We start from the raw sequence: 25674 nt of genomic DNA, 5'->3' as shown, positions 1-25674 counted from the left end.
GGGTCCGGACGCCCGGAGTGCTGCTGCGCCGAGGCCGGCGTCCGGCGGTCCGGGTCCGGAGCCCGCCGATCAGCGGTCGCGGCGTCGCGGCGGCTCCACCCGGGGGATCGGGCGGGTCACGTCGGCATCGTCCACGGCGCGGTCCACGGCGCGGTCCACGGCGCGGTCCACGGCGCGGTCCACGGCGCGGTCCACGGCGCGGTCCACGGCGCGGTTCCCGCCCGGGTCCGCGACGGTGCCCGGGACGCGGTCCATGACCTGCGTCGTGGCCTGGTCGGGGGCGTGGTCGGGGGCGTGGCCGGGGGCGCCGTGCGCGGCGGCCGGCGCCCCCGACCCGTCCACCCGCCGCTCGACGGCCATGATCGCCAGGACGACCGCGGCGCCGGCCGCGGCCGGCAGCAGCATCCACCACCAGCCCGGGTCGGGCGCCAGCACGCCGCGGGCGTCGTCCTGCCAGGGCCACAGCGCCCGCAGCGCTCCCAGCAGCACCCCGATCATGATCACCATGAGGGTGCGGCGGTGGTGCTCCAGCAGCCAGGTCAGCACCGACACGAAGCTCGCGAGCCCCAGCACGGCGCCGAGCCCGAACACCGCGATGTAGGCAAGGTCGAGGTCGCGCACCGCGCGCAGGGTCGGCTCGTAGAGCCCGAACACCAGCAGCAGGAACGACCCGGAGAAGCCCGGCAGCACCAGCGCGCACACCGCGACCGCCGCGGCCAGCCCGACCAGCGGCATCGGCGGGCGGCCGTCGCCGACGGCCGGGGGGAGCGCGCTGACCGCGAACGTCGCCGCGAACGCGACGACGACCAGCGCCCACTCCCGCAGCCCGCACGGTCGCCCGGTGATCCGCAGCGGGACCGCCACCGAGGCGGCGACCATCCCCAGGAACACCGCCCGGGCGCCGACGGGGTGGTCCTCGATCAGCCCCGGGAGCACCTGCGACGCCGCCAGGACCGCCAGCACCATGCCCAGCGCGACGGGCAGCAGCAGGCCCCAGTCCAGCCGTCGCAGCTCCTCGCGGGGTGCGACGTCACCGCCCGCCGCGCCCGGCAGCAGCGCCCGGGCCGCGCCGACGAGGTGGGCGCCCTGGGCGATCAGGCGCTCGTAGATCCCGACGACCAGCGCCATGGTCCCGCCACTGACCCCCGGGATGGTCTCGACCACGCCGATCGCGGCCCCACGGGCCAGATGAACACCGGACATACGCGACAACACAGGACAGGACGGTACCGACCGGGCGACGGTCGGGGACGGACGGGTGAACCCTCGTTCGCATCACGAAGGATCGGGGCAACCGGTTGCGTGCCGATACGTCCGAGAAGACGTACACACCATGACGATCGGGGGACTGACATGGACGGGTACGTCCTGCGCCGCACCGCCCGCCGGGCCGTGACCATCGCCGCCTGCGGCGCCGTGCTGGCCGGCTGCGGGGGCGGTGGCGACTGGCCGGCGGCCGCCGGGTCCGGCGGCGCCTCCGCCACGCCGAGCGCCGCCACGCCGAGCGCCGCCGCGCCGACGACGAGCGCCCCGGTGTCCGACGCCGGGGGCGCCGGATCGGCCGGGGGAGCCGGGAACGGTGGCACGCACCCCGGCACCGGTGGCGCCGAGGCGGGCGGCGACGAGCGCTGCCACACCTCCGAGCTCGCCGGCTCGGTCGCGGCCGACCCGGGCGGCGGCGCCGCGGGCTCCTCGTACGTGACGCTGACGCTGCGCAACCAGGGCGCCCGCACCTGCCACGTGCGCGGCTTCCCCGGCGTGTCCTACGTCGGCGGCGACGACGGCCACCAGGTCGGACCGGCCGCCGCGATGCAGGGCGGGCACGGCGACCCGGTGCGCCTCGCCCCCGGCGGGACCGCCGGTGCGACACTGCGGGTGGTGAACGTGCGGAACTTCGACGAGGCGGCCTGCCGCCCGACGGCCGTGCGCGGCCTGCGCGTCTACCCGCCCGGCGAGACCGACTCGCTGTTCGTCCCGATGGAGGGCACCGGCTGCGCCGCCACCCCGCCCGGGGACCAGCTGGTGATCCAGGCGTTCACCGCGCGCTGACCCGCGCCCGGGCCCGGTCCGCCGTGGACCGGGCCGGCGGGGTCCGCGGGTGGCCGCCACGACGGTGGAGGAGAGAACCCCCGCATGACCCCGCACGACCGCCCGCACGCGCCCCGCCGGCGTGGCGACGTCGCCGCGCTCGGCTACCGGCTGCAGGACCTCGACGGAGCCTCCTACCGCTCCTACAAGGGCCTCACCGGCGTCTGGACGGGTGAGGACGGCTACGACCTCGAGATCCGGACGGTGCAGGCCGACCCGTTCGCGCCGCCGTCGCGGCTGCGGGTGACCGTGCCCGCACGGACCGCGGGACTGCCGCCCGGCCTGTACCACGGCCCCGTCCGCGCGCGTGCCCTCGGCGGGTTCCTCGCCCGCGCCCTGCGCCGCGCCGTGGAGCACAGCAGCCTGCGGGTCGACGCGGGCGGCCAGGAGGTGCTCGACCGCAGCGCGGTCCGCATCCGGTCCGACGGCACGGTCGTCGCCGAGCTGTCGGTCCCGCTGCCCGGCCGCGGTCGCCGGATCGACGGCTGGGCCGCGGCCGCCGCGGTGACGGTCGTGCTGCCCCGCGCGGTGCTCGGCGCGCTGCGCTGGGAGACCGCCGACACCGCCGCGGCCGAGGAGTTCGTGGAGACCGTCACCGACGCGGGTGCCCTGCGCGACGCGCTGGCCGGGCGCGGCCTGGTCGGGTTCGTCGCCGACGGCGCGGTGCTGCCGCGGGCCTCCGGTGTCGACGACCGGCCGCTGGCCGGCGGGGTCCCGTTCGTCTCCCCGCCGGAGCTGCGGGTGACCCTGGAGGTCCCGCACCGCGGCACGGTGACCGGGATGGGCGTCCCCGAGGGGGTCACGCTGATCGTCGGCGGCGGCTACCACGGCAAGTCCACGCTGCTGCGCGCGCTGGCGAACGGCGTGTACGACCACGTCCCCGGCGACGGCCGCGAGCGCGTCGTCGCCCGTGCCGACACGGTGTCGGTGCGCGCCGAGGACGAGCGCTCGGTGCAGCGCGTCGACGTGTCGGCCTTCGTCACCGGCCTGCCGTCCGGGAACCCCACCGACGACTTCTCGACGGAGTCGGCGTCCGGGTCGACCTCGCAGGCCGCCGCCACGGTCGAGGCCCTGGAGGCCGGCGCCGGGGTGCTGCTGGTCGACGAGGACACCGCCGCCACCAACGCCATGATCCGCGACGACCGGATGCGCGCGCTGGTCCCGGCCGAGCCGCTGGTCCCGTTCGTCGAGCGGGTCCGGCCGCTGCACCGCGGGCACGGGGTGTCCACCGTGCTCGTCATGGGCGGGTCGGGGGAGTACCTCGACCGCGCCGACACGGTGGTCCTGCTGCAGGACTACGCCGCCGCCGAGGTCACCGGGCGGGCCCGGGAGATCGCCGGGCGGGCGGACGAGGCGGGCGACACCGCGTTCCCGGGGTTCGCGCGCCGCGAGTTCGACCCCCGCAGCGTGGACGCCTCGGTGCGCGGTCGGCGCAGGGTCACCGCCCGCGGCCGCGGCCGGCTCACCTTCGGCGCCGACGACATCGACCTGTCCGCGATCGCCCAGCTCGCCGACCCCGGCCAGACCACCGGCGTCGGGTACGCCCTGGCCGCCCTCGACCTGCGCGGGGTCACCCTCGCCCACGCCCTGGACCGGCTGGAGGAGGCGCTGCGCCGCGAGGGACCCGACGCGATCACCCGGGGCGCCCCCGTGGACGTCGCGGTGCCGCGGCGGCACGAGGTCGCGGCCGCTCTGAACCGGTTGCGACCCGCTCGGGTGATCCACCTCCACAGAAACGGTCAGAGCTGACTGTTACAGTCCGCTCCGAGTACGTGCACCGACGCACCGTCACCGGAGGACCCCATGACCGAGCCTGCCCAGCGGGACCTGAACGGCCGCACCATCGTCATGTCCGGCGGCAGCCGCGGCATCGGCCTCGCGATCCTGCTCGCGGCCGCCCGCCGCGGCGCCGACGCCGTCATCCTGGCCAAGACCGACCGGCCCGACCCGCGGCTGCCCGGCACCGTGCACACCGCGGTCGCCGAGATCGAGCAGGCCGGCGGCAGGGCCGTCGCCGTCGTCGGTGACGTGCGGGTCGAACAGGACGTGGACCGCGCCGTCGCGACCGCCGTCGAGACCTTCGGCGGCGTCGACATCGTCGTCAACAACGCCGGCGCGCTGAACATGAGCGGCACCGCCGACGTCACGCCCACGCGCTACGACCTCATGCAGTCGATCAACTCGCGCGGCACCTACCTGCTGACCCGGGCCGCGCTGGAGCACCTGAAGGCCTCCGACGACGCGCAGGTACTCACCCTATCCCCGCCGATCAACCTCGACCCGAGGTGGCTCGGCGTGTTCCCGCCCTACATGCTCTCCAAGTACGGCATGTCGCTGCTGACCCTGGGCTGGGCGCACGAGTTCGCCGGCGACGGCATCCGGGCCAACTGCCTGTGGCCGCGCACCACCATCGCCACCGCGGCCGTGGTCAACCTGCTCGGTGGCGACGAGGCGGGCAAGCGGGCCCGCACCCCGGAGATCATGGCCGACGCCGCCGTGGCCGTCCTGACCGACCCGGCCCGCCCCACCGGGCAGACCTTCATCGACGACGAGGTGCTCGCCGCGCACGGCGTCACCGACCTCGCCCCGTACGGCGACTCCGAGCACAACGACATCGACTTCTTCATCGAGGGCACCGACCCGGCGGACCTCCCGGAGCACTAGTGGTCCGACGGTGACCGGTTGACCCCATCGGGTGATGTCGGGAACCGGCGGAACCGGATGCGCGACCCCTCACAACGGCGCGGGCACCCGTCCCGCCACCCCGGACCGACGACGAGGAGCACCCGAGTGCGACACATCGCCACCTTCTGCGGCAGCTGCAACTGCGGATGCCCCGAGCTCTACGTCGACGACGCCGCCGTGCCGGAGAAGCGCATCGTGGTCACCGACGACTTCGGCCAGCGCGTGCAGATGAGCGTGGACCAGTTCGCCGACCTGGTCGCCTCGGCCCGCAACGGCCTGCTGGACGAGCTCGTCGCGAGCTGAGCCGCTACGCGGTCGCGGGGCCGCCGGGGACCTCCCCGGCGGCCCCGTCGTCGTCCCCGGGACGGTCACCGGCCCCGGCGAGGCGCCCCGCGAGGTCGATCAGCTCCTCGCGCAGCGGCGCCGCGCGCTCGGCGAACCCGGCCTGGGCGCGGGCGTACTCGGCGCGGCCGGCCGGCGTCTCGATCCGCACCGGATCGAACCCGTGGCCGGACAGGTCGTACGGGGAGGCCCGCATGTCCAGCTCGCGGACGTCCGCGGCCAGGGCGAAGCAGTCGGCCACCACCTCCGACGGCACCGCCGGGGCGAGCTTGTAGGCCCACTTGTAGAGGTCCATCGTCGCGTGCAGGCAGCCCGGCTGCTCCATCTCGACCTGCCGCTCCCGGGTCGGGACGAGCTCGTTGCGCGGGGCCGCGGCGTCGGTGAAGAACCGGTAGGCGTCGTAGTGGGTGCAGCTGATCCGCGCCGACTCGACGACGGCGTCGGTGCCCGCCCGCCCGAGGCGTAGCGGCACCGTGTCGCGGTGCCGGGCGTCGTCGGTGCGGTAGACCATCGCCCACTCGTGCAGGCCGAAGCAGCCCAGCCGCGGCGCCCGGGACCGGGTCGCGGTGAGCAGCCGGTGCACGAACGCCGCCGTCGTCCGCAGCCGCGGCGGCGCCGTCGCGGGGTCGAACAGCACCGTGCCGTCGGGCCGGGTGACGTGGCCGGGGCGGTCGGCGAACTCCGCGGCGTCGGCCAGTGCCACTCCGGGGCCCGGGTCCCAGCGCTCCAGCCGGACGGGGCGGTGGGAGTAGTAGGTGAACAGGAAGTCCCACACCGGGTGCGGCTCGCCGCGCCGGCGCCGCTCGCGGTGCGGCACGGTCCACACCGCGACCCGCTCCCGGTGCGCCGCCGCCCGCGCCCGCCACGCCGCGCCGTCGAGGACGGGCACGGCGGTGGCGGGGGCGGACGGGGTCGGCACGGTGTCCGACGGTACGACCCGTCCGGGTCAGGCCGGTGTGCCGGGGGCGTGGGTGGTGTCGCGGACACTGCCGACGAACGCCTCGGTGAGGTCCTCCATGGTGACCACCCCGACGGTGGTGTCGTGCCCGTCGACGGCGCGGGCCAGGTGCGCCCGGGCCGCCCGCAGCGTCGCCAGCGCCTCGTCCAGGCGGGCCGAGGCCGGGACCGAGGGCAGGCTGCGGACCCGCTGCGGCGGGATCGTCGCCGACTCGGAGTCGGCGAGGTCCAGCACGTCCTTGACGTGCAGGTACCCGGTCAGCCTGCCCTGGGCGCCGCGGATCGGGAAGCGGGAGTACCCGGTCCGCTCCACGGCCTCGGTGAGCGCGGAGACCGTCGTCGACCCGCCGGGGCCCGCGTCGAGGCACACCAGGTCCTCCAGTGCGACGACGACGTCGGAGACGGTCGCCTCCGCCGAGGACAGGGTCCGCTCGATCCGGGAGCTCTCGGAGTCGTCGAGCAGGCCCTCCCGGCGCGAGTCGCCCAGCATCTCGGCGAGCTCGCCGGTGGTGAACGCGGTCTCCAGCTCGTCGCGCGGGGTCACCCCGACCAGGCGCAGGGTGCCGTTGGCCATCGCGTTGAACAGGTCGATGAACGGGCGGGTGACCCGGGTCCACACCAGGAACGGCGGGACCAGCAGGATCGCCGCGCGCTCGGGGCCCGCGATCGAGATGTTCTTCGGCACCATCTCGCCGAGCATCATGTGCGCGACGACGACGATCATCAGCGACACCGCGAACGCGACCGGGTAGGCGAACGCCTCCGGCACCCCGACGGCGGCGAGCGGTCCGTCGATGAGGTGCGCGACGGCGGGCTCGCCCAGCCGGCCGAGCAGCAGCGAGGCGATCGTGATGCCCAGCTGGGAGGCCGCGAGCATCCGGGACAGGTCGTGCGAGGCGTCGAGCACCCGCCGCGCCCCGGCGGACCCGCCGTCGGCCATGGCCTCCAGGCGGTCCTTGCGGGCGGAGATCAGCGCGAACTCCGCGGCGACGAAGAACGCGTTCACCCCGAGCAGGGCGACGGCGGCGAGCAGTGCGAGCAGGTCGTTCACGCCGGCACCGCCCCGTGTGCGGCGGTCCGGTCGGTGGCGCGGTCGGTGGCGCGGCCCACCCGGACCTCGGCGACCCGGTTGCGGTCGCGGCGCAGGACCTCCAGGGTCCACCCGTCGACCTCGACGGCGTCGCCGACGTCGGGGATGCGGCCCAGGCGGGCCACGACCAGCCCGGCGAGGGTCTCGTACTCCCCGTGCGGCATCCGGAAGCCGGTGGCCTCGTCGACCTCGTCGTCGCGCATCAGCCCGGACAGCGCCCAGACCCCGTCGCCGAGGCGGCGCACCCGGTTCTGCTCGCCGCGGTCGTGCTCGTCGCGGACGTCGCCGACGATCTCCTCCACCAGGTCCTCCATGGTCACCAGGCCCGCGGTGCCGCCGTACTCGTCGACGACGACGGCGGTCTGCAGCCCGGCCGCCCGCAGCCGGGTCATGAGCTCGTCACCGTCCAGCGACGACGGCACGGTCTCGACCGGGCGGGCCAGGTCCCGCACGGCGGTGTCGGCGCGGCGGGCCGGCGGCACCGAGAACGCCTGCTTGACGTGCACCAGGCCCAGCGGGACGTCCGGGTCGCCGTCCACGACCGGGAACCGGGAGAACCCGGAGCGGCGGGCCAGCGCGACCAGGTCGGTGACGGTGTCGGTGGCGTCGATGGTCTCCACCCGCACCCGCGGGGTCATGAGGTCCCCGGCGACGCGGTCGGTGAAGCGCAGCGAGCGCTCCAGCAGCACCGCGGTGCCCGGGTCGATGCTGCCGCTCTCGGCGCTGGCCCGCACCAGCGAGCTCAGCTCGCCGGGGGATCGTGCCGAGCGCAGCTCCTCGGCCGGCTCGATGCCGAACCGGCGCACGATGGCGTTGGCCGCGGTGTTCAGGCCGGTGATGAGCCAGCGGAACGCCGAGGCGAACCCGGCCTGCAGCCACACCACCGAGCGCGCCACCTCCATCGGGTGGGCGATCGCGAGGTTCTTCGGGACCAGCTCGCCGAACACCATCGACAGCACCGTGGCCAGGACCAGCGACAGGACGGTCGCGGTGCCCGAGGCGATCCCGGCGGGCAGCCCGACGGCCTCCAGCACCGGCCGGATCAGCTCGGCGACGGCGGGCTCGGCGATGTAGCCGGTAGCCAGGGTGGTGGCGGTGATGCCGAGCTGGCAGCCCGACAGCTGGAACGACAGCCCTTCGTGCGCCCGCTGCACCGAGCGGGTGCGGCGGTCGTCGCTGCGGGCGACGGCGGCGTCGATGCGGCTGCGTTCGAGCGCGGTGAGGGAGAACTCCGAGGCGACGGAGACGGCGGTTCCCAGGGTGAGCGCGACGACCGCGAGCAGCCCGAGACAGGAGAGCAGGACGGACACGGAGTTCAGGGCCTCCATCAGGGAGAAACGGTGCACGACGATACGGGCGCCGCGCCCCGACCGCCCGACGGGAGCTGCGAGTGATCTCACGGCGTCCCGACGGTGATCCGGTCCGTGGCCGGGGTCTAGGTTGGTCAGCCATGACCACGGCGACGTCGCCCTCCGCACCGCTCCCCGCGCCACCGGGTCCCTCGGACGGCCGCCGGGGGCCGGTGGGCGGGGCCCCGACCGCGGCGCAGCGGTGAGCGCCCCGCAGCCGACGCCCCCGTCGGAGCGCGCGACCCCCGCGGCGGCGGCGCCCCCGCAGTACGGCGGTCGGCGCAGCTCCGGGCTGGCTCGGGGGAGCGCCTCACCGTTCGTCGACTTCGACCGCCGTTCCTGGGCGCAGCTCGCGTCCTCGACCACGGTGCCGCTGTCGTCCCGGGAGCTCGAGCAGCTGCGCAGCTACGGCGACTTCGTCGACCTCGACGAGGTCCGCGAGGTCTACCTGCCGCTGTCGCGGCTGCTCAACCTGCACGTCGAGGAGGGCGGGCGGCTGTACCGGGCCTACCGGCGCTTCCTCGGCTCGGGCGGGGCCCGCACCCCGTTCGTGATCGGGATCGCGGGCTCGGTCGCGGTCGGCAAGTCGACCACCGCGCGGCTGCTGCGCCTGCTGCTGGCCCGCTCCCCGGAGCACCCCGACGTGCAGCTGGTCACCACCGACGGGTTCCTCTACCCCAACGCCGAGCTGCGGGCCCGCGGGCTGATGGAGCGCAAGGGCTTCCCGGAGTCCTACGACCGCCGCAAGCTGCTGCGGTTCGTCTCCGAGATCAAGGGTGGCCGCCCCGAGGTGACCGCCCCGGTCTATTCGCACCTGGTCTACGACATCGTGCCCGACGAGCAGCTCGTGGTCCGCAGCCCGGACATCCTCGTCGTCGAGGGTCTCAACGTGCTCCAGCCCGCGGTCGCGGGCGCGCTGACCGTGTCGGACTTCATCGACTTCTCGGTCTACGTCGACGCCGCCACCGCCGACGTGCGCCGCTGGTACGTGGAGCGGTTCCTGCGGCTGCGCCAGACCGCGTTCCGGGACCCGCAGTCGTTCTTCCGCCGCTACGCCGAGCTCGACCACGACGCGGCCATCGCCCGGGCCGAGCAGATCTGGGCGACGATCAACCAGCCCAACCTGGAGCAGAACGTGCTGCCCACCCGCTCGCGGGCCAGCGCGGTGCTGACCAAGGGCCCGAACCACGACGTCACGCGGGTGCGGCTGCGCAAGCTCTGACCAGCGCCGGGACCAGGGCGTCGGCCGCCTCGCCGACCCGGGCCGCGGAGCAGGTCTCGTCGGTGACGTGCGCCAGCTCGGGGTCGCCGGGTCCGTACACCAGCACCGCCGGGTCCCCGAGTGCCGGGACGAGCACCGACGCGTCGGTGAAGTAGGACGCGAACGCCGCCGGCCCGCCGTACCCGAGCGCCGTCGCGGCCGCGGCCGCCCGCGGGTCGGCCGGGTCGGTCCCGACGGCGGGCAGGTCCAGGCGCACCTCGACGTCCGGGACGCCGCGGTGGGTGGTGCCGGCCAGCGCGGCGCGGGCGATCCCGGCCACCTCGTCGCGGGCGGCGGCGGCGTCCAGGCCGGGGACCAGGCGCAGGTCGACCTCCAGCTCCGCGCGGTCGGGCACCAGGTTGGGCTGCAGTCCGGCGTGCAGCGTCCCGGGGTTGGCCGTGGCGGCGCCGTGCGTCGGGCCGACCGGCCAGATGTGGTCGTGGAGCGCCGCCGCGACCCGCCCGAGCGCGACGAGCGCGTTGTCGCCCAGCTCCGGGCGCGACCCGTGGGCGCCGACCCCGTGCTGCACCAGCCGCAGCCACAGCACGCCCTTATGGCCGTGCAGCACCCGGTTGGCGGTCGGCTCGGCCACCACCAGCAGCGGCGACGGCTCCAGGCCGGTCAGCAGCCGGGCGCCGTCGCCGCCGGTCTCCTCGCCGAAGGTGAACACCAGCTGCAGCGGGGTCGCCGGGTCGCTGCGCAGCGCCGCGACGACGAGTGCCGCGACACCGGCCTTCATGTCGGTGCTGCCGCGCCCGCGCAGCCGCCCGTCGACGACGTCACCGGCGTGCGGGTCGAACGACCAGCCGGCCGGGTCGGCGGGGACGGTGTCGAGGTGCCCGGTGAGGGTGACCGGCGGGCGGCCGTCGCCGCGGCGCGCCACCAGGTTCGCCCGCGCCGGGTCGGCCGGGTCGGGCTCGGTCCGCACGGTGAAGCCGCCGTCGTCGAGCAGGCCGGCGAGCAGGTCGGCGGCCGCGCGCTCCCCGCCGCCCCGGGTGTCGAGGGCGATCAGCGAGCCGGCGAGCGCGACGGGGTCGGGGGTCTCCATCCCCGCGACCCTGCCACGACCCCGCCACGACCAGCTGCCGCCGAGGGCCGATGCCATTGCTCAGCACTTCTTTGGCAGAATGGGGCGATGAGTGAGGGATCGGGCAGCGAGTCCGGCGGCTCCGGCGGCGCGGGCGGCACGGTGGTGGCCGGCCGCTTCGAGACGAGCGACGACGAGGTGGCCTCCCGGCTGCGCCTGGCCGTGGGCCGGCTGAACCGCCGGATCCGCATCGACGGCTCCGAGTCGCTGCCGCCGCTGCAGCTGTCGACCCTGGTCACCGTCGAGCAGCACGGCCCGCTGCGCCTGTCGGAGCTGGCCCGCCGGGAGGGCGTGACCGCACCGACGATGTCCCGGGTGCTGTCCGCGCTGGACGACCAGGGCATGGTCCGGCGCGCCGCCGACCCGGGTGACGCCCGCGGCGTGCTCATCTCCATCTCCGCCGACGGGCTGGACCGGCTGCGCGAGGTCCGCAGCCAGCGCACCGCGCTGGTCGCCCGCCGGCTCGACCGGCTCGACGCCGCTCAGCGCGCCGCCCTGGAGGCCGCGTTGCCCGCGATCGAGGCCCTGATCGTCGCCGACGAGGACTGAGCGCTGCGGGGCCCCTCAGGCCTCGGCGCCGTCGACGGTGACCACGACCCGGGAGCCGTCGTCACGGCTGCCGCCCGCCACGGCACGCAGCCCCGCGACCCGCGCCGACTCCGGCAGCGGGTCGGGGTAGTGCCAGAACACGTCGGCCAGCCGGGTCCCGCCGGGCAGGTCGGCGTGCTCGTAGTGCGCCTCGCCCTTGTAGGGGCAGCGGGTGCGCAGCCCGCTCGGCGTCCTCGGGACGGCGACGTCGGCGTCGGGCAGGTACCAGCGGTTCGGCAGCCCGGTCTCCGACAGCACCCACGGGTGCGCCGAGCGGGCCAGGACCGTCTCGACGCCGTCGGTCGCGACGTGGGTGACCACGACCTCGCGGTGGGTCGGGCGCACGTCGACCCGGGTGTAGGGGTCGGTGAGGTGGGCGAAGACCTGCTCGTCCTCGTCGTACCAGGCGTCGGCGGCGTTCCAGTACAGCGCGGCGAGCCCACGCAGCCAGGGCGCCGCCGCGACGGGCTCGGGGTAGTGCCAGACGGCGTTCTCCGCGGTCCGGTCGCCGACGACGAGCGAGCGGTAGGACGCGTCGCCCTTGAACGGGCAGTGCGTGGAGTGGTCGGTCGCCACGAGCACGCCGGGGTCGAGGTCGGCCTCGGGCACGTACAGCACGGGCAGCAGGTTCGACTCGTGCAGCAGGAACCCGGCCCGGGTGTCGAGCACGGTGCGCCCGGCGAACTCCGCCCGCACCCGCCTCGGGAACGGATGCATCAGCAGCTTGTGCGGCGGTCCGTCGATCGCGTAGTTCACCGTGGACGGCGCGTACGGCGACAGCGGGCCGTCGGTGCGGGTGAGTCCCACGTTCCCCTCCTCGCAGGGTGGTGCACTCATGGAGCTTCGGTCCGGTGCCACCGAACCAAAGCTCCATGAGTGGCGCGCGGCGAGGTCCCGACGTACTCGGCGACCTCGGGCACGTAGGGGGAGTCGGGGGTGCTTCCGGCACTCTCGACGACGGGCGTCGCCGATCACACCCGTTCGGCGCAGCATCGTTGCGTGAAGGCGCACGAACCTTTCGATCCGCTTACGTGATTGCGATCGTCAATGTTGCGGCCCGCAACGTGTGTAGCATGCGAATCATGACGGAACGTCCGATTGGCCCGATTGACGACGACGCAACCGTGGCGACCGGCGGCCTCGCCACGGCGACCCAGGACCCGCTGCACTCGCTGGAGAAGCAGATCACGCTGCTGGTCCGCCGCACCATGGAGTCGGTGTGGTCGCACGGCTACGGCGCGAACGACGCCGTGGACCGCTACACCTACCCGGTCCTCATGCTGCTCGACGACGAGGGCGCCCTCTCGCTCACCGCGCTGACCGGCAAGCTGGGTGTCTCCAAGCCCACCGCCAGCCGCCAGGTCTCGCGTCTGTCGCGGGCCGGCCTGGTCGACGTGTCCCCCCGCGAGCGCGACCCCCGCTCGGTCAGCGTCACCCTGACCCCGGCCGGGCTCGCCGCCCGTGAGCAGGTCCGCGAGGCCCGCCTGGCGCCCCTGCGCGAGGTCATCGCGCACTGGCCGACCCACGACCGCGACTCCCTGGCCGAGCTGCTCGACCGGTTCAACACCGACCTGGACCTGTTCGTCCGCTGAGGGTCCGCCCCGCGCCCGCGCGCGTCCGTGTACCCCGCTGCTCCGCCGGGCCCCACCCGGGTGATGCGATAGTGGGCAGTCCGGGTGGCCCGCACCCGGAGCGAGTTCGGGGGTGAGGACGGGCGTGGACGCGCTGGTGGCGCTCGTCGCCGGAGTGCTGGACGGCATCCGTGGGCTCGGTGTGCCGGACGTGTGCCCGGGGGACTGGGCCTGGTCGGTCACCGCGCTCGGCGTGCTGACCGGGTTGCTGCCCACCGCGGGTGCGGCGCTGGTCGCGCTGCTGCGCCGCGGGATCGGCTCCGGGTCCTCCTCGGGCTACGGCTCGGCCGAGTCCGTGCTGCTGGCCGGGATCGGTGTGCTGTCGGCGGGCCTGCTCCCGCTGGCGGTGTTCGTCGGGGCGGGCGGGGTGTTCAGCCGGGCCACCGCGGGGGTGCCGGCCGTCCCCGGCCTGAGCTCGTCGGCCACGTCGTCGATCCGGGTCGAGACCTGCAGCGTCGTCGGGACCCAGAGCAGCTACCTGGGCCGCGGTACCGTGGCGGGGTCCATCGGCGGGGACGTCGTCACCTCGGTCACCTCCGTCGCCCTGCTCGGCGTCGTGCCGCTGCTCGCGACCGTGCTCGTCGCGGTCCAGGCGCGCACCGCGCTCCGTCGCGGGCCCCGCTGGCCCGCCAAGTTCTTCTGGCTCCCGCTGTTCGCGCTGATCGTGCTGACCGGCGCGGTCCCCGCGGGCACCGCCGAGCACCTGTGGGTCGGCATCCTCGCCGCGAGCCTGGTCGGGGTGCTGGTCGTCCCGCTGTTCCCCGCGCCGTCGCGGGCGACGGTCGAGCGGATCCGCGCCGGGCGCGACGCGCCGCCGCGCCGCGCCGAGCCGTCCGCCGCGGGACGCACCGGCACCGGGTCGTCGCGGGCCGGGCGCGGTGGCGGCGACGGGCTCGCCCCGCAGTCCGGCGCCGCCGCGACGCCGAGTGTCGCCGAGCGCCTCGCCCAGCGCTTCTCCGCCCGCGAGACCCCGGGCACCGCCGGGACGAACGGCACCCGCGGGCCGTCCTCGGTCGAGCAGTCCGCGCCCTACGCCGGGTTCGCCGCCGCGCCCCGCCCACCGTCCGGGTACGGCGCGCTGCCGCCCGCCGGGTACGCACCCGGCCCGGCGGGACGCCCGCCCGCCGGACCGCCACCGCTCACCGGCCCGGCCGCACACCCCGCCGCGGGTCCGCTGCGCGGCCCGGTGTCGGGAGCGGCCCGCGGCCCGGTCTCCGGCGCGGGACGGCCCCCGGCGGGTCCGCCGCGCCGGCCCACGCTCGTCGCACCCGTGGCGGGCGGTCCGCCGCGGGCATCCCGGTTCCGGCTGATCCGCCGCCTCGGCGCCGGTGGTTTCGGCGGGGTCTGGCTGGCCCACGACGCGAAGCTCGGCCACACCGTCGCGGTCAAGTCCGCGCACGCCGCGGACCCGGAGACCGAGGAGCGCATCCGCCGGGAGGCCGCCGCGCTCGGCGCGCTGCGCCACCCCTGCTGCGTGCAGATCCACGACCTGCTGCACGCCTCGTCCGACCCTGGCCTGCAGGGCATGGACGGGCTGGTCATCGTCATGCAGTACGTCGACGGCATGTCCCTGGGCCAGCTCGTCGGCGAGCAGGGCCCGGTGGACGACATCTCCGCGGCCCGCATCTGGACCGGCATCGCCGGTGCCCTGCACACCGCGCACCGCGCCGGGGTGCTGCACCGCGACATCAAGCCGGGCAACATCGTCGTCGACCCGCAGGGGCACCCGCACCTGATCGACTTCGGGATCGCGCGCAAGCAGGGCGACTCCACGCTGACCCAGACCGGCTACGTCCTGGGCACGCCGGACTACCTGGCGCCGGAGGCCGCGGCCGGGAAGCCCGCCTCGCCCGCCTCGGACTCCTGGCAGCTCGCGGCGGCGGTGTCGTTCGCGCTGAGCGGGCACCCGCCGCGCGGGGAGTCCGCCGACGCCGTCGCCGGGCTGCGGGCCGCCGCGGCGGGGGCGAAACTGACCCACCTGCCGAGCCGCACCGCGCACCTGGCGCTGCTCAAGCAGGCGATGCGCACCGAGCCGCACCGGCGTCCGGACCTGCCCACGGTGCAGGGCAAGCTCGACGGCTGGCTGCGCCGCCACGGGCACCGCACCGACGGCCCGGTCACCGCGATGCTGGAGTACCGCCGGGGCTGAGGGCCCGCCCCACCCACGGCGCACCGCCGGGCGTCGCCGGGTCGCTCAGAGCCAGGCCTGGACGAACAGCCGCACGGCCAGGCCGAGGCCCGCGACCGCGATGCCGATCCGGACCAGGCGGGCCGGGAGCAGCCGGGCCACGACCGGGCCGAGCCGGCCGCCGATGAGCAGGCCCAGGGCCAGCGCGGGCACCGCCGCCCACGCGACGTGACCGAAGACCGCGAACCCGACCGCGGCGACGGCGTTCGCCGCCCAGCTCAGCGCGTTCTTCAGGGCGTTGGCCCGCAGCAGGGTCGCGCCCGGAAGCGACAGCGTGAGCGCCAGCATCATCACCCCGGCCGCGGCGCCGAAGTACCCGGCGTAGACGGCGACGCCGAACACCCCCACCGCGACGCCCGGCCCGGGCGGTCGCGGTTCGGCCGCGGGCCGGGGCGGGCGCAGGAGCAGCAGGGCCGCGACCGCGACGAGGAACGGCACGATCCGCTCGAAACCACCGGCCGGGGTGAGCAGCAGCAGCCCGGCCCCGGCCGCGCCGCCGAGCAGCGCCGGGCCGATCCAGCGGCGCAGCTGCGGCCCGGCGCCGCGCAGCTCCGGGCGCGACCCGGCGACCGAGCCCGCCCCCTGGAACAGCATGCAGACGGTGTTGGTGATGTTCGCCGTCGTCGCGGGGAGCCCGACGGCCAGCAGCGCGGGGTAGGAGAACAGCGACGCGAGCCCGGCGACGGCGCCGATCAGGCCGGCCGCGACGCCGGCACCGAACAGGGTGAGCAGCTGCCACGGGGTCACGGGCGGAGCCCCTCGTTGTCGATGCACAGGACCCTACCCCCCGCCCGGTGAGGGGCACGCCCACCTCACGGTGACGCCGACCGGCGCAGCGACCTGCGTCGGAACCGAGGGCGCGGTGGTGAGTCCGCGCGAGCCGGGGTGGGTGCCGCCCCGCTGCTCCTGCCCGCCCGCCCCCCCGGTACTCGCGGCCGCCCGGGGTCGCGTTCGTGGCGACCACCGAGCCGCCGCAGGCCACGGTGGGGTCGGTCGCCGCCCGGTAGCGCCTCCTCAGCCGGGGTCGGTGGTGTGCAGGGCGAACCACAGCTCGGCGCGGACACCGGGGGAGTCGAGGTCGCGCTCCAGCAGGGCGGCGGCCCGGGTGATCCGGGCCCGCAGGGTGTGGCGGTGCACCCCGAGCCGGGACGCGGCCGGGTCCCACTGCCCGTGGTGGGCCAGCCACTCCCGCAGCGAGGCGACGAGGTCGCCGCGCCGCTCCGTGTCGTGGCGGACCAGCGGGGCCAGCACCGCGTCGGCGAAGGCGGTGGCGTCCTCGGGGCGCACGAGCGAGGCGAGCCCGCTGCCCGCGAGGTCGGCGAAGCGCAGCACCGCCCGGTCGCGGCGTTCGGCGGCGTCGAGCGCCCGGCCCGCCTCGCGCAGCGCGCGGCCCAGTTCACCGACCGGCGCCGGCGTGGACACACCGGCCCGCACCCCGCGCACCCGTCCGGCGACCTCCAGCACCGCCGGCGCCGACCCGGCGCCGACGAGCACCGCCACCCGCCCGTCGAGTTCGGCGTGGAAGGCGACCCCGGGGGCCCGTTCCAGGGCGTCGAGCAGCACGTCCGGCGGTGCACCGGTGGCCCGCCCGCCGAGCGCGACCGCGACCAGGTCCCCGCCGGGCAGCGGCCCCCAGGTCTCGGCGAGCACGTCCTCGGCACCGCAGCCCGGCAGCGCGGCCAGCGCCCGCAGTACCGCGGTCCGCACCCGGCGCTCTGCCCGCCCGGCCGCGGCGCTGCGTGCGTGGGCCAGGGTCAGCACCGACACCGCGGACCCGATGAGCTGCCGGTCGACCGGGGTGAAGCGCCGGTCCCGCCCGACGACGAGCACCGCGGGTCCGATCAGGCGCACCGGCTGGAGCACGACCTGCCCGTCCCCGGCGGCGACGGTGACGCTGGACGGCCCGGGGTGCTCGCGCACCCGGTCGATCTCGGCCCGCAGCAGGTCCGCCCGCCGGGCCGCCCCGGCGGGCGCGGACCGGCGGACCCGGCCGTCGGTCCCGGAGATCAGCGCCCAGGCGTCGAGACGCTCGGTGAGCCGGTCGAGCACCCGGGCGGTGCCGGTGTCGGGGTCGTCCTCGCCCAGTGCGGCGGCGGTGAGCGCCCGCTGCGCCTCGTCGGTGCGGACCACCTCGGCGTAGCGGTCGGCGGCGCGGGCCTCGGCGACGGCCTTGGTCAGCGCCAGGAACGGGGTGCGCTCGGGGACCTCCAGCAGCGCCAGCCCGGCCCGCGCACACGCCTCGCGCAGCGCGGGGAGCAGGTCGTCGTGGCCCAGACCGCAGCCGAACCCGAGCCCGGCGAGACCGTGCGCGACGAGCCGGGACACGTAGCCGGCCGGGTCGGACGCCGGCCCGAGGCCGGTGGTCAGCAGCAGCTCGTCGCCGTCGAGGTAGGGCGTCGGATCGGACAGTTCGCTCGAATGCACCCACGTGAGCGGTCGATCCTGATCCGCGGACGGACACGCGAGCCGCAGTCCGAGACTGCGGCTCGCACACAGCGTGCGCAGCGTCAGCGCCATCGGACCCCCTGCCGGACCGGCGTGTCCCGGACATCGAACTGGACACTCCGGACACTACCGCGTCGGCGTGTTCCGGATCACGCTGTCCGGCACGGACCGCAGTCGTCGTCGGAGGGAGCGCTTTGACCGCCACGCAGGAGACCGGTACCGCTGCGGCACCGTGGGTGGGCACCCGCATGCAGCGCAAGGAGGACCAGGCGCTGCTCACCGGCCGTGCCACCTGGACCGACGACATCGCCCCGCCCGGCACCCTGCACATGGTCGTGGTGCGCAGCCCGCTGCCGCACGCCCGGATCGTCGCGATCGACACCACTGCGGCCGCCGCGGTCCCCGGCGTCCGCGCGGTCCTCACCGCCGCCGACGTCGACGACGAGTTCCTCGCCGGCATCCCGTGCGGCTGGCCGGTCACTGAGGACATCCGCATCCCCGACCACCGCCCGCTCGCCCGCGACGAGGTCAACCACGTCGGCGACGGCGTCGCGGTCGTCCTCGCCACCGGCGCCGCGGCCGCCCGCGACGGCGCCGACCTGGTCGACGTCGAGTACGCCGAGCTGCCCGCCGTGGTCGACATGGCCGACGCCCTCGCCGACGGTGCCCCGGTCGTGCACGAGGAGATGGGCACCAACCACTGCTACACCTGGCCGCTGGCCACCGGCGACGTCGACACCGCCTTCGCCGACGCCGAGGTCGTCGTCTCCGGGCGCTACCTGCAGCAGCGGGTCATCCCCTCGCCGATGGAGCCGCGCGCCGTGGTGTGCGTGCCGGACCCGGTGGGCGCCGGGTTCACCGTCTACACCGCCACCCAGGTGCCGCACTTCGTGCGCGACATCCTCGCCGCGGTCACCGGCATCCCGGACACCCGGATCCGGGTCGTCGCCCCGGACGTCGGCGGCGGGTTCGGCGCGAAGCTCAACGTCTACGCCGAGGAGTTCCTCGCCCTCGTCCTCGCCCGCCGGCTGAACACCCCGGTGAAGTGGACCGAGACCCGCTCGGAGCACCACCAGGCCACCACCCACGGCCGCGGCCAGATCCAGGACGTCTCCGTCGCCGCCACCCGCGACGGGCGGATCCTCGCGATGAAGGTGGAGCTGCTCGCCGACATGGGCGCCTACCTGCAGCTGCTCACCCCCGGCATCGCCGTGTTCGGCGCGTTCACCTTCTGCGGGCTCTACGACTTCGGGCACTACTCGTTCACCGCGAAGGGCGTGTTCACCAACCTCACCCCGACCGACGCCTACCGCGGCGCCGGCCGCTCGGAGGCCGCCTACGGCCACGAGCGGATCATGGACGACCTGGCCCGCGAGCTCGGCCTGGACGCCGCCGAGGTGCGGCTGCGCAACCTGCACCCGAAGTTCCTCGAGCCGCGCACGGTCCCGTCGGGGGTGCAGTACGACTCCGGGGACTACGAGACCTGCATGCGCCGGGCGATGGAGCTGGTCGGCTACGACGAGCTGCGCGCCGAGCAGGCCCGCCGCCGTTCCTCCTCGGACCCGGTGCAGATCGGGATCGGGTTCGGCAACTTCACCGAGTCCGGCGGGCTGTCGCCGTCGAAGGTCGCGGCCGGGGTCCGGCTGCAGTCCGGCGGCTGGGAGCAGGCCACCGTGCGCATGACGACCAGCGGCAGGGTCGAGGTCGTCACCGGCACCTCCCCGCACGGGCAGGGCCACGAGACCGCCTGGTCGCAGATCGTCGCCGACCGCCTCGGTGTGCACCCCGACGACGTCGAGGTCCTGCACGGCGACACCCTGGTCGCGCCGTTCGGCCGGGACACCTACGGCTCGCGCAGCCTCGCCGTCGGTGGCACCGCGGTGCACCTGGCCGCCGGGAAGGTGCTGGACAAGGCGATGCGGATCGCCGCGCACCTGCTGGAGGCCGACGAGTCCGACCTGGAGTTCACCGGCGGCCGGTTCGCGGTGGCGGGCACGGCCGGGCCGTCGGTGACCATCCAGGAGGTGGCGGGCGCGGCGTCGCTGGCGAACGACCTGCCCGAGGGCATGGAGCCCAACCTGACCGCGGACTCGGCGTTCGACCCGCCGAACTTCACCTGGCCGTTCGGGACGCACGTGTGCGTCACCGAGGTCGACACCGAGACCGGGTTCACCCGGATCCGCCGCTACGTCGCCGTCGACGACTGCGGGGTCGTGGTGAACCCGACGATCGTCGAGGGGCAGCTGCACGGCGGCATCGCCCAGGGCATCGGGCAGGCCCTCTACGAGCACGCCACCTTCGACGAGGCCGGCAACCCGACCGCGGGCAACCTGGCGTCCTACGCCGTGCCCGCCGCGACCGACCTGCCGCACTTCGAGCTGGAGCAGCTGGTCACGCCGTCGCCGACGAACCCGATGGGGGTCAAGGGGATCGGCGAGTCCGGCGCGATCGGATCCTCGCCCGCCGTGGTGAACGCGGTGATCGACGCCGTGGCCCACCTCGGCGTGACCCACGTGGACATGCCCGCGACGCCGCAGGCGGTCTGGCGGGCGATCACCGCCGCGTCCGGCCAGACTGCCTGAACCCACCGGGAGGGAGACCGGACATGGTGGACATCAACTGCGACATGGGCGAGTCGTACTCGATCTACCACTGCGGCGACGACGAGGGGCTCATGCCGCTCGTGACCGTCGCCAACGTGGCGTGCGGCTTCCACGCCTCCGACCCCCGGGTCATGGCCCGGACCGTGGCGCTGGCCGAGCGGCACGGGGTGAAGGTCGGGGCGCACCCGTCGCTGCCCGACCGGGAGGGCTTCGGCCGCCGCGAGATGAGGCTGGACCGCGAGGAGCTGACCGCCGGCGTCGTCTACCAGATCGGCGCGCTGGCGGGGTTCCTGCGCGCGCACGACATGGAGCTCAACCACGTCAAGGTGCACGGCTCGCTCTACGGCATGTCGGCCCGGGACCCGGAGGTGGCCGCCGCGATCGCCGACGCCGCGGACGTCTTCGGCGCCCCGCTGGTCGGCATGGTCGGCACCGTGCACGAACAGGTCTGGGGTGACCGGCCCGCGGGGTTCGTCGCCGAGTACTACGCCGACCTCGACTACCGCGACGACGGCTCGCTGATCATCACCCGGGAGCACGAGGCGTTCGACCCGGCGCGTTCCGCGGAACGCGCCCTGCGCGCGGTCACCGAGGGGAAGGCGACCTCGGAGAACGGCAAGGAGCTCACCGTGCGCGCCGACTCGGTCTGCGTGCACTCCGACACCCCGAACGCCGTCGAGCTCGCCCGTGCCGTGCACGACGCGCTGACGCCCCACCTGAGCAGCTGAGAAGGAGTACCCGCAGTGCCCCGACACGAGGTCGTCTCCCCGATCCCCGGCGTGTTCTACCGCCGTCCCGACCCCGGCAGCCCGCCCTTCGCCGAGGACGGCGCCGCCGTCACCGACGACCAGGCGATCGGCCTGGTCGAGGTCATGAAGTCCTTCCACCAGATCCCGGCGGGCGCCACCGGCACCGTCGTCGAGTTCCTGGTCGGCGACGAGGACGAGGTGGACGCCGGCCAGCCCGTGGCGGTGGTGGAGACGGCATGAGGCTGCTCGTCGCGAACCGCGGCGAGATCGCCGTCCGGATCATCCGGGCCGCGCGGGACCTGGGCATCGGCACCGTCGCGGTGCACTCGAAGGCCGACGCCGACGCCCTGCACGTGCGCCTGGCCGACACCGCGGTGGCGATCGGGCCCTCGCCCGCGTCGAAGTCCTACCTGGTCGCCGACGCGATCCTGGCCGCGGCGAAGGACACCGGCGCCGACGCCGTGCACCCCGGCTACGGGTTCCTGTCCGAGCGGGCGTCGTTCGCCGCCGCCGTCGCCGGCGCGGGCCTGACCTTCGTCGGCCCCGACGCGGCGACGATCGAGCGGATGGGCGACAAGGTCGCGGCCCGGGAGGTCGCCCGCGCCGCCGGGGTCCCGACCGTGCCCGGCACCCCCGGCGGGGTCGCCGACGCCGACGCCGCGGTCGCCGCCGCGGAGGAGGTCGGCTACCCGGTGATGCTCAAGGCCGCCGCGGGCGGCGGGGGCCGGGGCATCCGGGTCGTCGCCGACGCCGACGCGCTGCGCACCGCGTTCGGGCAGGCCTCGACCGAGGCGGAGAAGGCGTTCGGCGACGGCACCATGTACCTGGAGCGGTTCGTCGAGCGCGCCCGGCACGTCGAGGTGCAGGTCCTCGGCGACGGCCGCGACGCCGTCCACCTGTTCGAGCGGGAGTGCTCGCTGCAGCGCCGCCGCCAGAAGGTCGTCGAGGAGGCGGTGTCGCCGGGGATCACCGGGGCGACCCGCGAGGCGATGACGGCCGCGGCGGTCGCGCTGTGCCGCGAGGTCGGCTACACCTCGGCCGGCACCGTGGAGTTCCTCGTCGACGACGAGACGGGCAAGTTCTTCTTCATCGAGATGAACACCCGCATCCAGGTCGAGCACCCCACCACCGAGCTCGTCACCGGCATCGACCTGGTCGCCGAGCAGCTGCGCGTCGCCGCGGGGGAGCCGCTGCGGTTCACCCAGGGCCGGATCGAGCGGCGCGGGCACGCGATCGAGTTCCGGGTCTGCGCGGAGGACCCGGAGCGGGACTTCCTGCCCCAGCCCGGCGGCGTCGGGCGGGTCACGCTGCCGTCCGGTCCGTGGGTGCGCTGCGACACCTGGCTGGAGCCCGACGGGACGGTCCCGCCGTACTACGACTCGCTGCTGGCGAAGGTCGTGGTGTGGGGTGCCGACCGGACCGAGGCGCTGGCCCGGTCCCGGCGTGCGCTCGACGAGTTCTCCGTCGCCGGGATCCCGACCACCGCCGGGCTGCTCCGCACCCTGGCCGGGGAGCCGTGGGTCGCCGACGCCGACTTCCACACCGGGACCCTCGAACACTGGCTGGCCGAAGGGAAGGGGACCTCATGAGCGCCCGCTACAGCTGGGGCGGCGACGAGTTCGTGTTCGTCGAGCTGGCCGAACAGATGAGCCTGCAGGCCAACTTCAAGGCCGTCGCGATCACCAACCTGCTCCGCTCCGAACGTCCGGACGGCATCCTGGAGATCTGCCCGGCGAACGCGTCGTACCAGGTGCGCTACGACCCCGACGTGCTCGACCCGCACGCCCTGATGGCGCAGCTGAAGGAGCTGGAGACCCGGGTCGGCGACGCCCTCGGGGTCACCCTGGACTGCCGGGTCGTCGAGATCCCGGTGCTCTACCAGGACCCGTGGACCACCGAGACCCTGATGCGGTTCCGCGACCGCCACCAGGACCCCGAGGTCACCGACATCGAGTACGCGGCCCGCATCAACGGCTACGCCGGTGTGGACGAGTTCATCGCCGCGCACTCCGGCTCGCCCTGGTTCACCTCGATGGTCGGCTTCGTCGCCGGGCTGCCGTTCAAGTACCAGATGGTGCCCCGGGACCGGCAGATCGTGGTGCCGAAGTACCTGCGCCCGCGCACCGACACCCCCAAGCAGACCGTCGGCTACGGCGGCTGCTTCTCCTGCATCTACTCGGTGCGCGGCGCCGGGGGCTACCAGATGTTCGGCATCACCCCGGCGCCGATCTACGACCCGACCCAGACCAAGCCCGACTTCACCGAGCACATGGTGTTCATGCGGCCCGGGGACATGGTCACGTTCCGCGGCATCGACCGCGACGAGTACGACCAGCTCCAGGCCGCCGCCGAGGCGGGGGAGTACCGGATCACCGCCCGGCCGGTGGCGTTCGACCTGCAACCGTTCCTCGACGACCCCGACGGCTACAACACGCGCCTGCTGGAGGTGCTCGCGTGACACGCATCGAGGTCCGCAAGCCCGGTCTGTCCACCACCGTGCAGGACGGTGGCCGCTCCGGCTACTACCACCTGGGCATCCCGCCGTCGGGCGCGCTGGACCAGTACTCGCTGACCTGCGCGAACGCGCTGGTCGGGAACCCGGACGGCGCCGCCGCACTGGAGATCGTCTACCTGGGCCCGGAGCTGGTGTTCACCGGCCCGGCGACGGTCGCGGTGGCCGGCGCGACGATCACGCCGACGGTCGACGGCGAGCCCCGCCCGGTGTGGGAGTCCTTCGACGTCGCCGAGGGCGACGTGCTGGCCTTCGACTACCTCAAGGCCGGCGCACGGGCCTACCTCGCGGTGTCCGGCGGGATCGACGTGCCGGAGAAGCTCGGCAGCCGCGCCACCTACGCGCTCGGCGCCCTGGGCGGGCTCGACGGCCGGCCGCTGGCCGAGGGCGACGTCCTGCCCGTCGGGTCCGGCACCGGCCGGGCCGGGCTCGTCGTACCCGATGACCTGCGGCCGTCGCTCGCGAAGGACGTCGAGGTCCGGGTCGTGATGGGGCTCTACGACCACCGGCTCACCGACCGCGGCCGCGGCACCTTCCTCGACACCACGTGGACGCTGACCCCGGTCGCGGACCGGATCGGGTTCCGCTACACCGGTGGCGAGCTGGAGACCGTCGACCGGGAGCCGCCGTTCGGGGCGGGCCAGGACCCGTCGAACATCGTCGACTCGCCGTACCCCATCGGCTCCATCCAGGTCCCGGGCGGTGTCGAGCCGATCGTGCTGCACCGGGACGCGGTGTCCGGCGGCGGCTACATGATGGTGGCGACGGTGATCTCCGGGGACCTCGACGTCGTCGCCCAGTCGGCGCCGCGCACCCGGACCCGGTTCGTAGCGGTCGACCTGGAGACGGCGCTGTCGCTGCGGGCCGAGCGGAAGGACCGGCTCGCGCGGGTGCATCGCGCGCTGGAGCGGTGAGACCGCGCCGCTCACCCGTTCGGGGTGGCCCCGGGGGCCCCGTCTGGTCCAGACTCGACGCTCGGTGACGCGAGGCGGTACCGGACGCGGGGGAGGACCGAGCGATGAGCGGCAGGCACCGGAGGACGGCGGGGGCCGGACCGGTCAGGCGGGTCCTGGCCGTGACGGTCCCCGTGGTCGGGGCGCTCGCCCTCGCCGCGGCGGTCGTCGTCACCGTGACGCCGGGGGAGCAGCCCGTCGCGGGGCAGGGGGAGCAGACCGACCCCGGCCCGGCCGCGCCGCTCGCCGCCGGTCCCGCGGTGCCCGGCGGGGGCTCCCCGGCGCGGATGGCCGACCCGGCACCGCTTGCGCAGGCACCGGTGCGGGCGGCCGCCGACGCCGCGGCCGCCGCGCCCCGGAACCCCACGGCGGGATCGCCCCGGGAGCCGGGCACGGCCACCGGCGGGCCCGGCCCGGTCCGGTCCGGCGGGGGCGCCGCGCCGCGCTCCGCCGCACCGCCGTCGACCGGCGGGGCGGACGGCCCCGCTCCGGCGGGCCCGGCCGGCGGCACGGCCGGTGACCGCACCGCGCCCGGACCCCTCGCCGTCGCGCCCGGCACGGGGACCGCGCCGGCACCCGGCCAGGTCACCGCTCCGGACGACACCGCCCCGGCCGACACCGCCCCGGCCGACACCGCCCCGGCCGACACCGCCCCGGCCGACACCGCCCCGGCCGACGACACGCCCCCGGCCGACGACACCGCGCCGGACGACGCCAGCGCACCCGGCGACGACACCGGACCGGACCGGGACACCGGACGGAGCAGGGACACCGGGTGGTCCGCCCCGTCCCGGCCGACGGTCCCGCGGCCGGTGGTACCCGCCCCGCGCGTGGCCGTCCCGCCACACGCCGCCCCACGGTCCACCGCGCCGCAGGACGACGACCCGACCGGCAGCGGTTCCTCCGGTGTCTCCCCGGGCGCCGTCGCACCGGCCGACCCGAGCACCGGTGTGGCGGACGGCGCGCTGCTCCGGCTACGCCTGCGGATCGCCGAGACCCCGCCCGTCGACGTCCGGGTGCCCGGACCCGCGCGGTCGCTGCTCGGGGGCTGAGCCCGGCCGCCCGTCCGGGCGGCGCGCGGTTCACCCCACCGGGACGGCCCGCGATGGCGACACACCCGTTCGGTGCATGGTCGTACCGCCGTCC

At 75.7% G+C, this 25674-nt stretch carries 23 protein-coding genes; 15 read left to right on the top strand and 8 right to left on the bottom strand.

Features of this window, described 5'->3' with window-relative positions; genetic code table 11:
* Nucleotides 1-69 precede the first annotated feature (69 nt).
* Nucleotides 70-1203 carry a DUF368 domain-containing protein gene (locus WHI96_RS04745; RefSeq protein WP_349302345.1) on the bottom strand — a complete coding sequence of 378 codons (1134 nt, stop codon included), beginning with the start codon at nt 1201-1203 and terminating at the stop codon, nt 70-72.
* Between the two features lie 150 nt (nt 1204-1353).
* Between WHI96_RS04745 and WHI96_RS04740 the strand changes: the two genes are divergently transcribed.
* The 4 genes from WHI96_RS04740 to WHI96_RS04725 all read left to right on the top strand — a co-directional run bounded on the left by WHI96_RS04740 (nt 1354) and on the right by WHI96_RS04725 (nt 5076).
* A complete protein-coding gene (locus WHI96_RS04740) occupies nt 1354-2049 on the top strand; it encodes a DUF4232 domain-containing protein (protein ID WP_345649813.1) in 696 nt (231 codons plus the stop codon).
* A gap of 84 nt (nt 2050-2133) precedes the next feature.
* Nucleotides 2134-3837, top strand: coding sequence for a P-loop domain-containing protein (locus WHI96_RS04735; RefSeq protein ID WP_345649811.1), 1704 nt, complete (start codon nt 2134-2136; stop codon nt 3835-3837).
* A gap of 54 nt (nt 3838-3891) precedes the next feature.
* A complete protein-coding gene (locus tag WHI96_RS04730) occupies nt 3892-4752 on the top strand; it encodes an SDR family oxidoreductase (RefSeq protein ID WP_345649808.1) in 861 nt (286 codons plus the stop codon).
* Nucleotides 4753-4878: 126 nt separating this feature from the next.
* Entirely contained in the window at nt 4879-5076 is a 198-nt protein-coding gene (locus WHI96_RS04725; RefSeq protein WP_226357117.1) for a hypothetical protein, read from the top strand.
* 4 nt (nt 5077-5080) lie between these two features.
* On the opposite strand, the gene WHI96_RS04720 is transcribed toward WHI96_RS04725, so the two are convergent.
* Genes WHI96_RS04720 through WHI96_RS04710 form a run of 3 tightly spaced genes read right to left on the bottom strand, consistent with a single transcriptional unit; the run spans nt 5081 to nt 8490 of the window.
* Complete coding sequence (locus WHI96_RS04720) at nt 5081-6034, bottom strand: 3-methyladenine DNA glycosylase (protein ID WP_425571662.1); 954 nt, start codon at nt 6032-6034, stop codon at nt 5081-5083.
* 27 nt (nt 6035-6061) lie between these two features.
* Nucleotides 6062-7123: a hemolysin family protein gene (locus tag WHI96_RS04715; protein WP_345649803.1), complete on the bottom strand. Its 1062-nt coding sequence runs from the start codon at nt 7121-7123 to the stop codon at nt 6062-6064.
* Nucleotides 7120-8490: a hemolysin family protein gene (locus WHI96_RS04710; RefSeq protein ID WP_345649905.1), complete on the bottom strand. Its 1371-nt coding sequence runs from the start codon at nt 8488-8490 to the stop codon at nt 7120-7122. The genes WHI96_RS04715 and WHI96_RS04710 overlap by 4 nt, the downstream gene beginning before the upstream one ends.
* A gap of 313 nt (nt 8491-8803) precedes the next feature.
* Here WHI96_RS04710 and coaA point away from each other — a divergent pair, with 313 nt between their 5' ends.
* A complete protein-coding gene (coaA, locus tag WHI96_RS04705; RefSeq protein ID WP_345649901.1) occupies nt 8804-9733 on the top strand; it encodes a type I pantothenate kinase in 930 nt (309 codons plus the stop codon).
* On the opposite strand, the gene WHI96_RS04700 is transcribed toward coaA, so the two are convergent.
* Nucleotides 9705-10820 carry a M20/M25/M40 family metallo-hydrolase gene (locus WHI96_RS04700; RefSeq protein ID WP_345649800.1) on the bottom strand — a complete coding sequence of 372 codons (1116 nt, stop codon included), beginning with the start codon at nt 10818-10820 and terminating at the stop codon, nt 9705-9707. The genes coaA and WHI96_RS04700 overlap by 29 nt on opposite strands.
* Nucleotides 10821-10907: 87 nt before the next feature.
* On the opposite strand from WHI96_RS04700, the gene WHI96_RS04695 reads away from it, so the two are divergent.
* Complete coding sequence (locus WHI96_RS04695; RefSeq protein WP_345649797.1) at nt 10908-11408, top strand: MarR family winged helix-turn-helix transcriptional regulator; 501 nt, start codon at nt 10908-10910, stop codon at nt 11406-11408.
* Nucleotides 11409-11423: 15 nt separating this feature from the next.
* On the opposite strand, the gene WHI96_RS04690 is transcribed toward WHI96_RS04695, so the two are convergent.
* Nucleotides 11424-12254, bottom strand: coding sequence for a DUF427 domain-containing protein (locus WHI96_RS04690; RefSeq protein ID WP_345649794.1), 831 nt, complete (start codon nt 12252-12254; stop codon nt 11424-11426).
* Between the two features lie 275 nt (nt 12255-12529).
* On the opposite strand from WHI96_RS04690, the gene WHI96_RS04685 reads away from it, so the two are divergent.
* Both WHI96_RS04685 and WHI96_RS04680 read left to right on the top strand, forming a co-directional pair.
* Nucleotides 12530-13039, top strand: coding sequence for a MarR family winged helix-turn-helix transcriptional regulator (locus WHI96_RS04685; protein WP_345649791.1), 510 nt, complete (start codon nt 12530-12532; stop codon nt 13037-13039).
* A 124-nt stretch (nt 13040-13163) separates the two neighbouring features.
* Nucleotides 13164-15227: a serine/threonine-protein kinase gene (locus WHI96_RS04680; RefSeq protein WP_345649788.1), complete on the top strand. Its 2064-nt coding sequence runs from the start codon at nt 13164-13166 to the stop codon at nt 15225-15227.
* 45 nt (nt 15228-15272) lie between these two features.
* Here WHI96_RS04680 and WHI96_RS04675 read toward each other — a convergent pair whose 3' ends face one another.
* Complete coding sequence (locus WHI96_RS04675; protein ID WP_345649786.1) at nt 15273-16013, bottom strand: sulfite exporter TauE/SafE family protein; 741 nt, start codon at nt 16011-16013, stop codon at nt 15273-15275.
* Between the two features lie 267 nt (nt 16014-16280).
* Nucleotides 16281-17783 (bottom strand): PucR family transcriptional regulator, encoded by a 1503-nt coding sequence (locus tag WHI96_RS04670; RefSeq protein WP_345649784.1) that lies wholly within the window; start codon nt 17781-17783, stop codon nt 16281-16283.
* 122 nt (nt 17784-17905) lie between these two features.
* On the opposite strand from WHI96_RS04670, the gene WHI96_RS04665 reads away from it, so the two are divergent.
* The 7 genes from WHI96_RS04665 to WHI96_RS04635 all read left to right on the top strand — a co-directional run bounded on the left by WHI96_RS04665 (nt 17906) and on the right by WHI96_RS04635 (nt 25580).
* Complete coding sequence (locus WHI96_RS04665) at nt 17906-20293, top strand: xanthine dehydrogenase family protein molybdopterin-binding subunit (RefSeq protein ID WP_345649781.1); 2388 nt, start codon at nt 17906-17908, stop codon at nt 20291-20293.
* A gap of 23 nt (nt 20294-20316) precedes the next feature.
* Nucleotides 20317-21042 carry a 5-oxoprolinase subunit PxpA gene (gene pxpA, locus WHI96_RS04660; protein ID WP_345649778.1) on the top strand — a complete coding sequence of 242 codons (726 nt, stop codon included), beginning with the start codon at nt 20317-20319 and terminating at the stop codon, nt 21040-21042.
* Between the two features lie 15 nt (nt 21043-21057).
* Nucleotides 21058-21303, top strand: coding sequence for an acetyl-CoA carboxylase (locus tag WHI96_RS04655; protein WP_020625095.1), 246 nt, complete (start codon nt 21058-21060; stop codon nt 21301-21303).
* A complete protein-coding gene (locus tag WHI96_RS04650; protein ID WP_345649774.1) occupies nt 21300-22652 on the top strand; it encodes an acetyl-CoA carboxylase biotin carboxylase subunit in 1353 nt (450 codons plus the stop codon). The genes WHI96_RS04655 and WHI96_RS04650 overlap by 4 nt, the downstream gene beginning before the upstream one ends.
* Nucleotides 22649-23521, top strand: coding sequence for a 5-oxoprolinase subunit B family protein (locus WHI96_RS04645; protein WP_345649771.1), 873 nt, complete (start codon nt 22649-22651; stop codon nt 23519-23521). Before WHI96_RS04650 ends, WHI96_RS04645 begins: the two co-directional genes overlap by 4 nt.
* Nucleotides 23518-24489 carry a 5-oxoprolinase subunit C family protein gene (locus tag WHI96_RS04640; RefSeq protein WP_345649769.1) on the top strand — a complete coding sequence of 324 codons (972 nt, stop codon included), beginning with the start codon at nt 23518-23520 and terminating at the stop codon, nt 24487-24489. The genes WHI96_RS04645 and WHI96_RS04640 overlap by 4 nt, the downstream gene beginning before the upstream one ends.
* Before the next feature lie 161 nt (nt 24490-24650).
* Nucleotides 24651-25580 (top strand): hypothetical protein, encoded by a 930-nt coding sequence (locus tag WHI96_RS04635; RefSeq protein WP_349302344.1) that lies wholly within the window; start codon nt 24651-24653, stop codon nt 25578-25580.
* The last annotated feature ends 94 nt before the right edge of the window (nt 25581-25674 follow it).

This window comes from Pseudonocardia tropica, assembly GCF_040105315.1.
GTDB classification, from domain to species: domain Bacteria; phylum Actinomycetota; class Actinomycetes; order Mycobacteriales; family Pseudonocardiaceae; genus Pseudonocardia; species Pseudonocardia alni.
Note: the sequence above shows the minus strand (reverse complement) of the source record. Positions and strands in the feature narration are given on the sequence as shown.

What these genes read in the sequence shown, in the direction of transcription:
- WHI96_RS04745 (WP_349302345.1), bottom strand. Translation starts at nt 1,203, where the DNA reads ATGTCCGGTGTTCATCTGGCCCGTGGGGCCGCGATCGGCGTGGTCGAG.
- WHI96_RS04740 (WP_345649813.1), top strand. Translation starts at nt 1,354, where the DNA reads ATGGACGGGTACGTCCTGCGCCGCACCGCCCGCCGGGCCGTGACCATC.
- WHI96_RS04735 (WP_345649811.1), top strand. Translation starts at nt 2,134, where the DNA reads ATGACCCCGCACGACCGCCCGCACGCGCCCCGCCGGCGTGGCGACGTC.
- WHI96_RS04730 (WP_345649808.1), top strand. Translation starts at nt 3,892, where the DNA reads ATGACCGAGCCTGCCCAGCGGGACCTGAACGGCCGCACCATCGTCATG.
- WHI96_RS04710 (WP_345649905.1), bottom strand. Translation starts at nt 8,490, where the DNA reads ATGGAGGCCCTGAACTCCGTGTCCGTCCTGCTCTCCTGTCTCGGGCTG.
- WHI96_RS04700 (WP_345649800.1), bottom strand. Translation starts at nt 10,820, where the DNA reads ATGGAGACCCCCGACCCCGTCGCGCTCGCCGGCTCGCTGATCGCCCTC.
- WHI96_RS04695 (WP_345649797.1), top strand. Translation starts at nt 10,908, where the DNA reads ATGAGTGAGGGATCGGGCAGCGAGTCCGGCGGCTCCGGCGGCGCGGGC.
- WHI96_RS04685 (WP_345649791.1), top strand. Translation starts at nt 12,530, where the DNA reads ATGACGGAACGTCCGATTGGCCCGATTGACGACGACGCAACCGTGGCG.
- WHI96_RS04670 (WP_345649784.1), bottom strand. Translation starts at nt 17,783, where the DNA reads ATGGCGCTGACGCTGCGCACGCTGTGTGCGAGCCGCAGTCTCGGACTG.
- pxpA (WP_345649778.1), top strand. Translation starts at nt 20,317, where the DNA reads ATGGTGGACATCAACTGCGACATGGGCGAGTCGTACTCGATCTACCAC.
- WHI96_RS04650 (WP_345649774.1), top strand. Translation starts at nt 21,300, where the DNA reads ATGAGGCTGCTCGTCGCGAACCGCGGCGAGATCGCCGTCCGGATCATC.
- WHI96_RS04645 (WP_345649771.1), top strand. Translation starts at nt 22,649, where the DNA reads ATGAGCGCCCGCTACAGCTGGGGCGGCGACGAGTTCGTGTTCGTCGAG.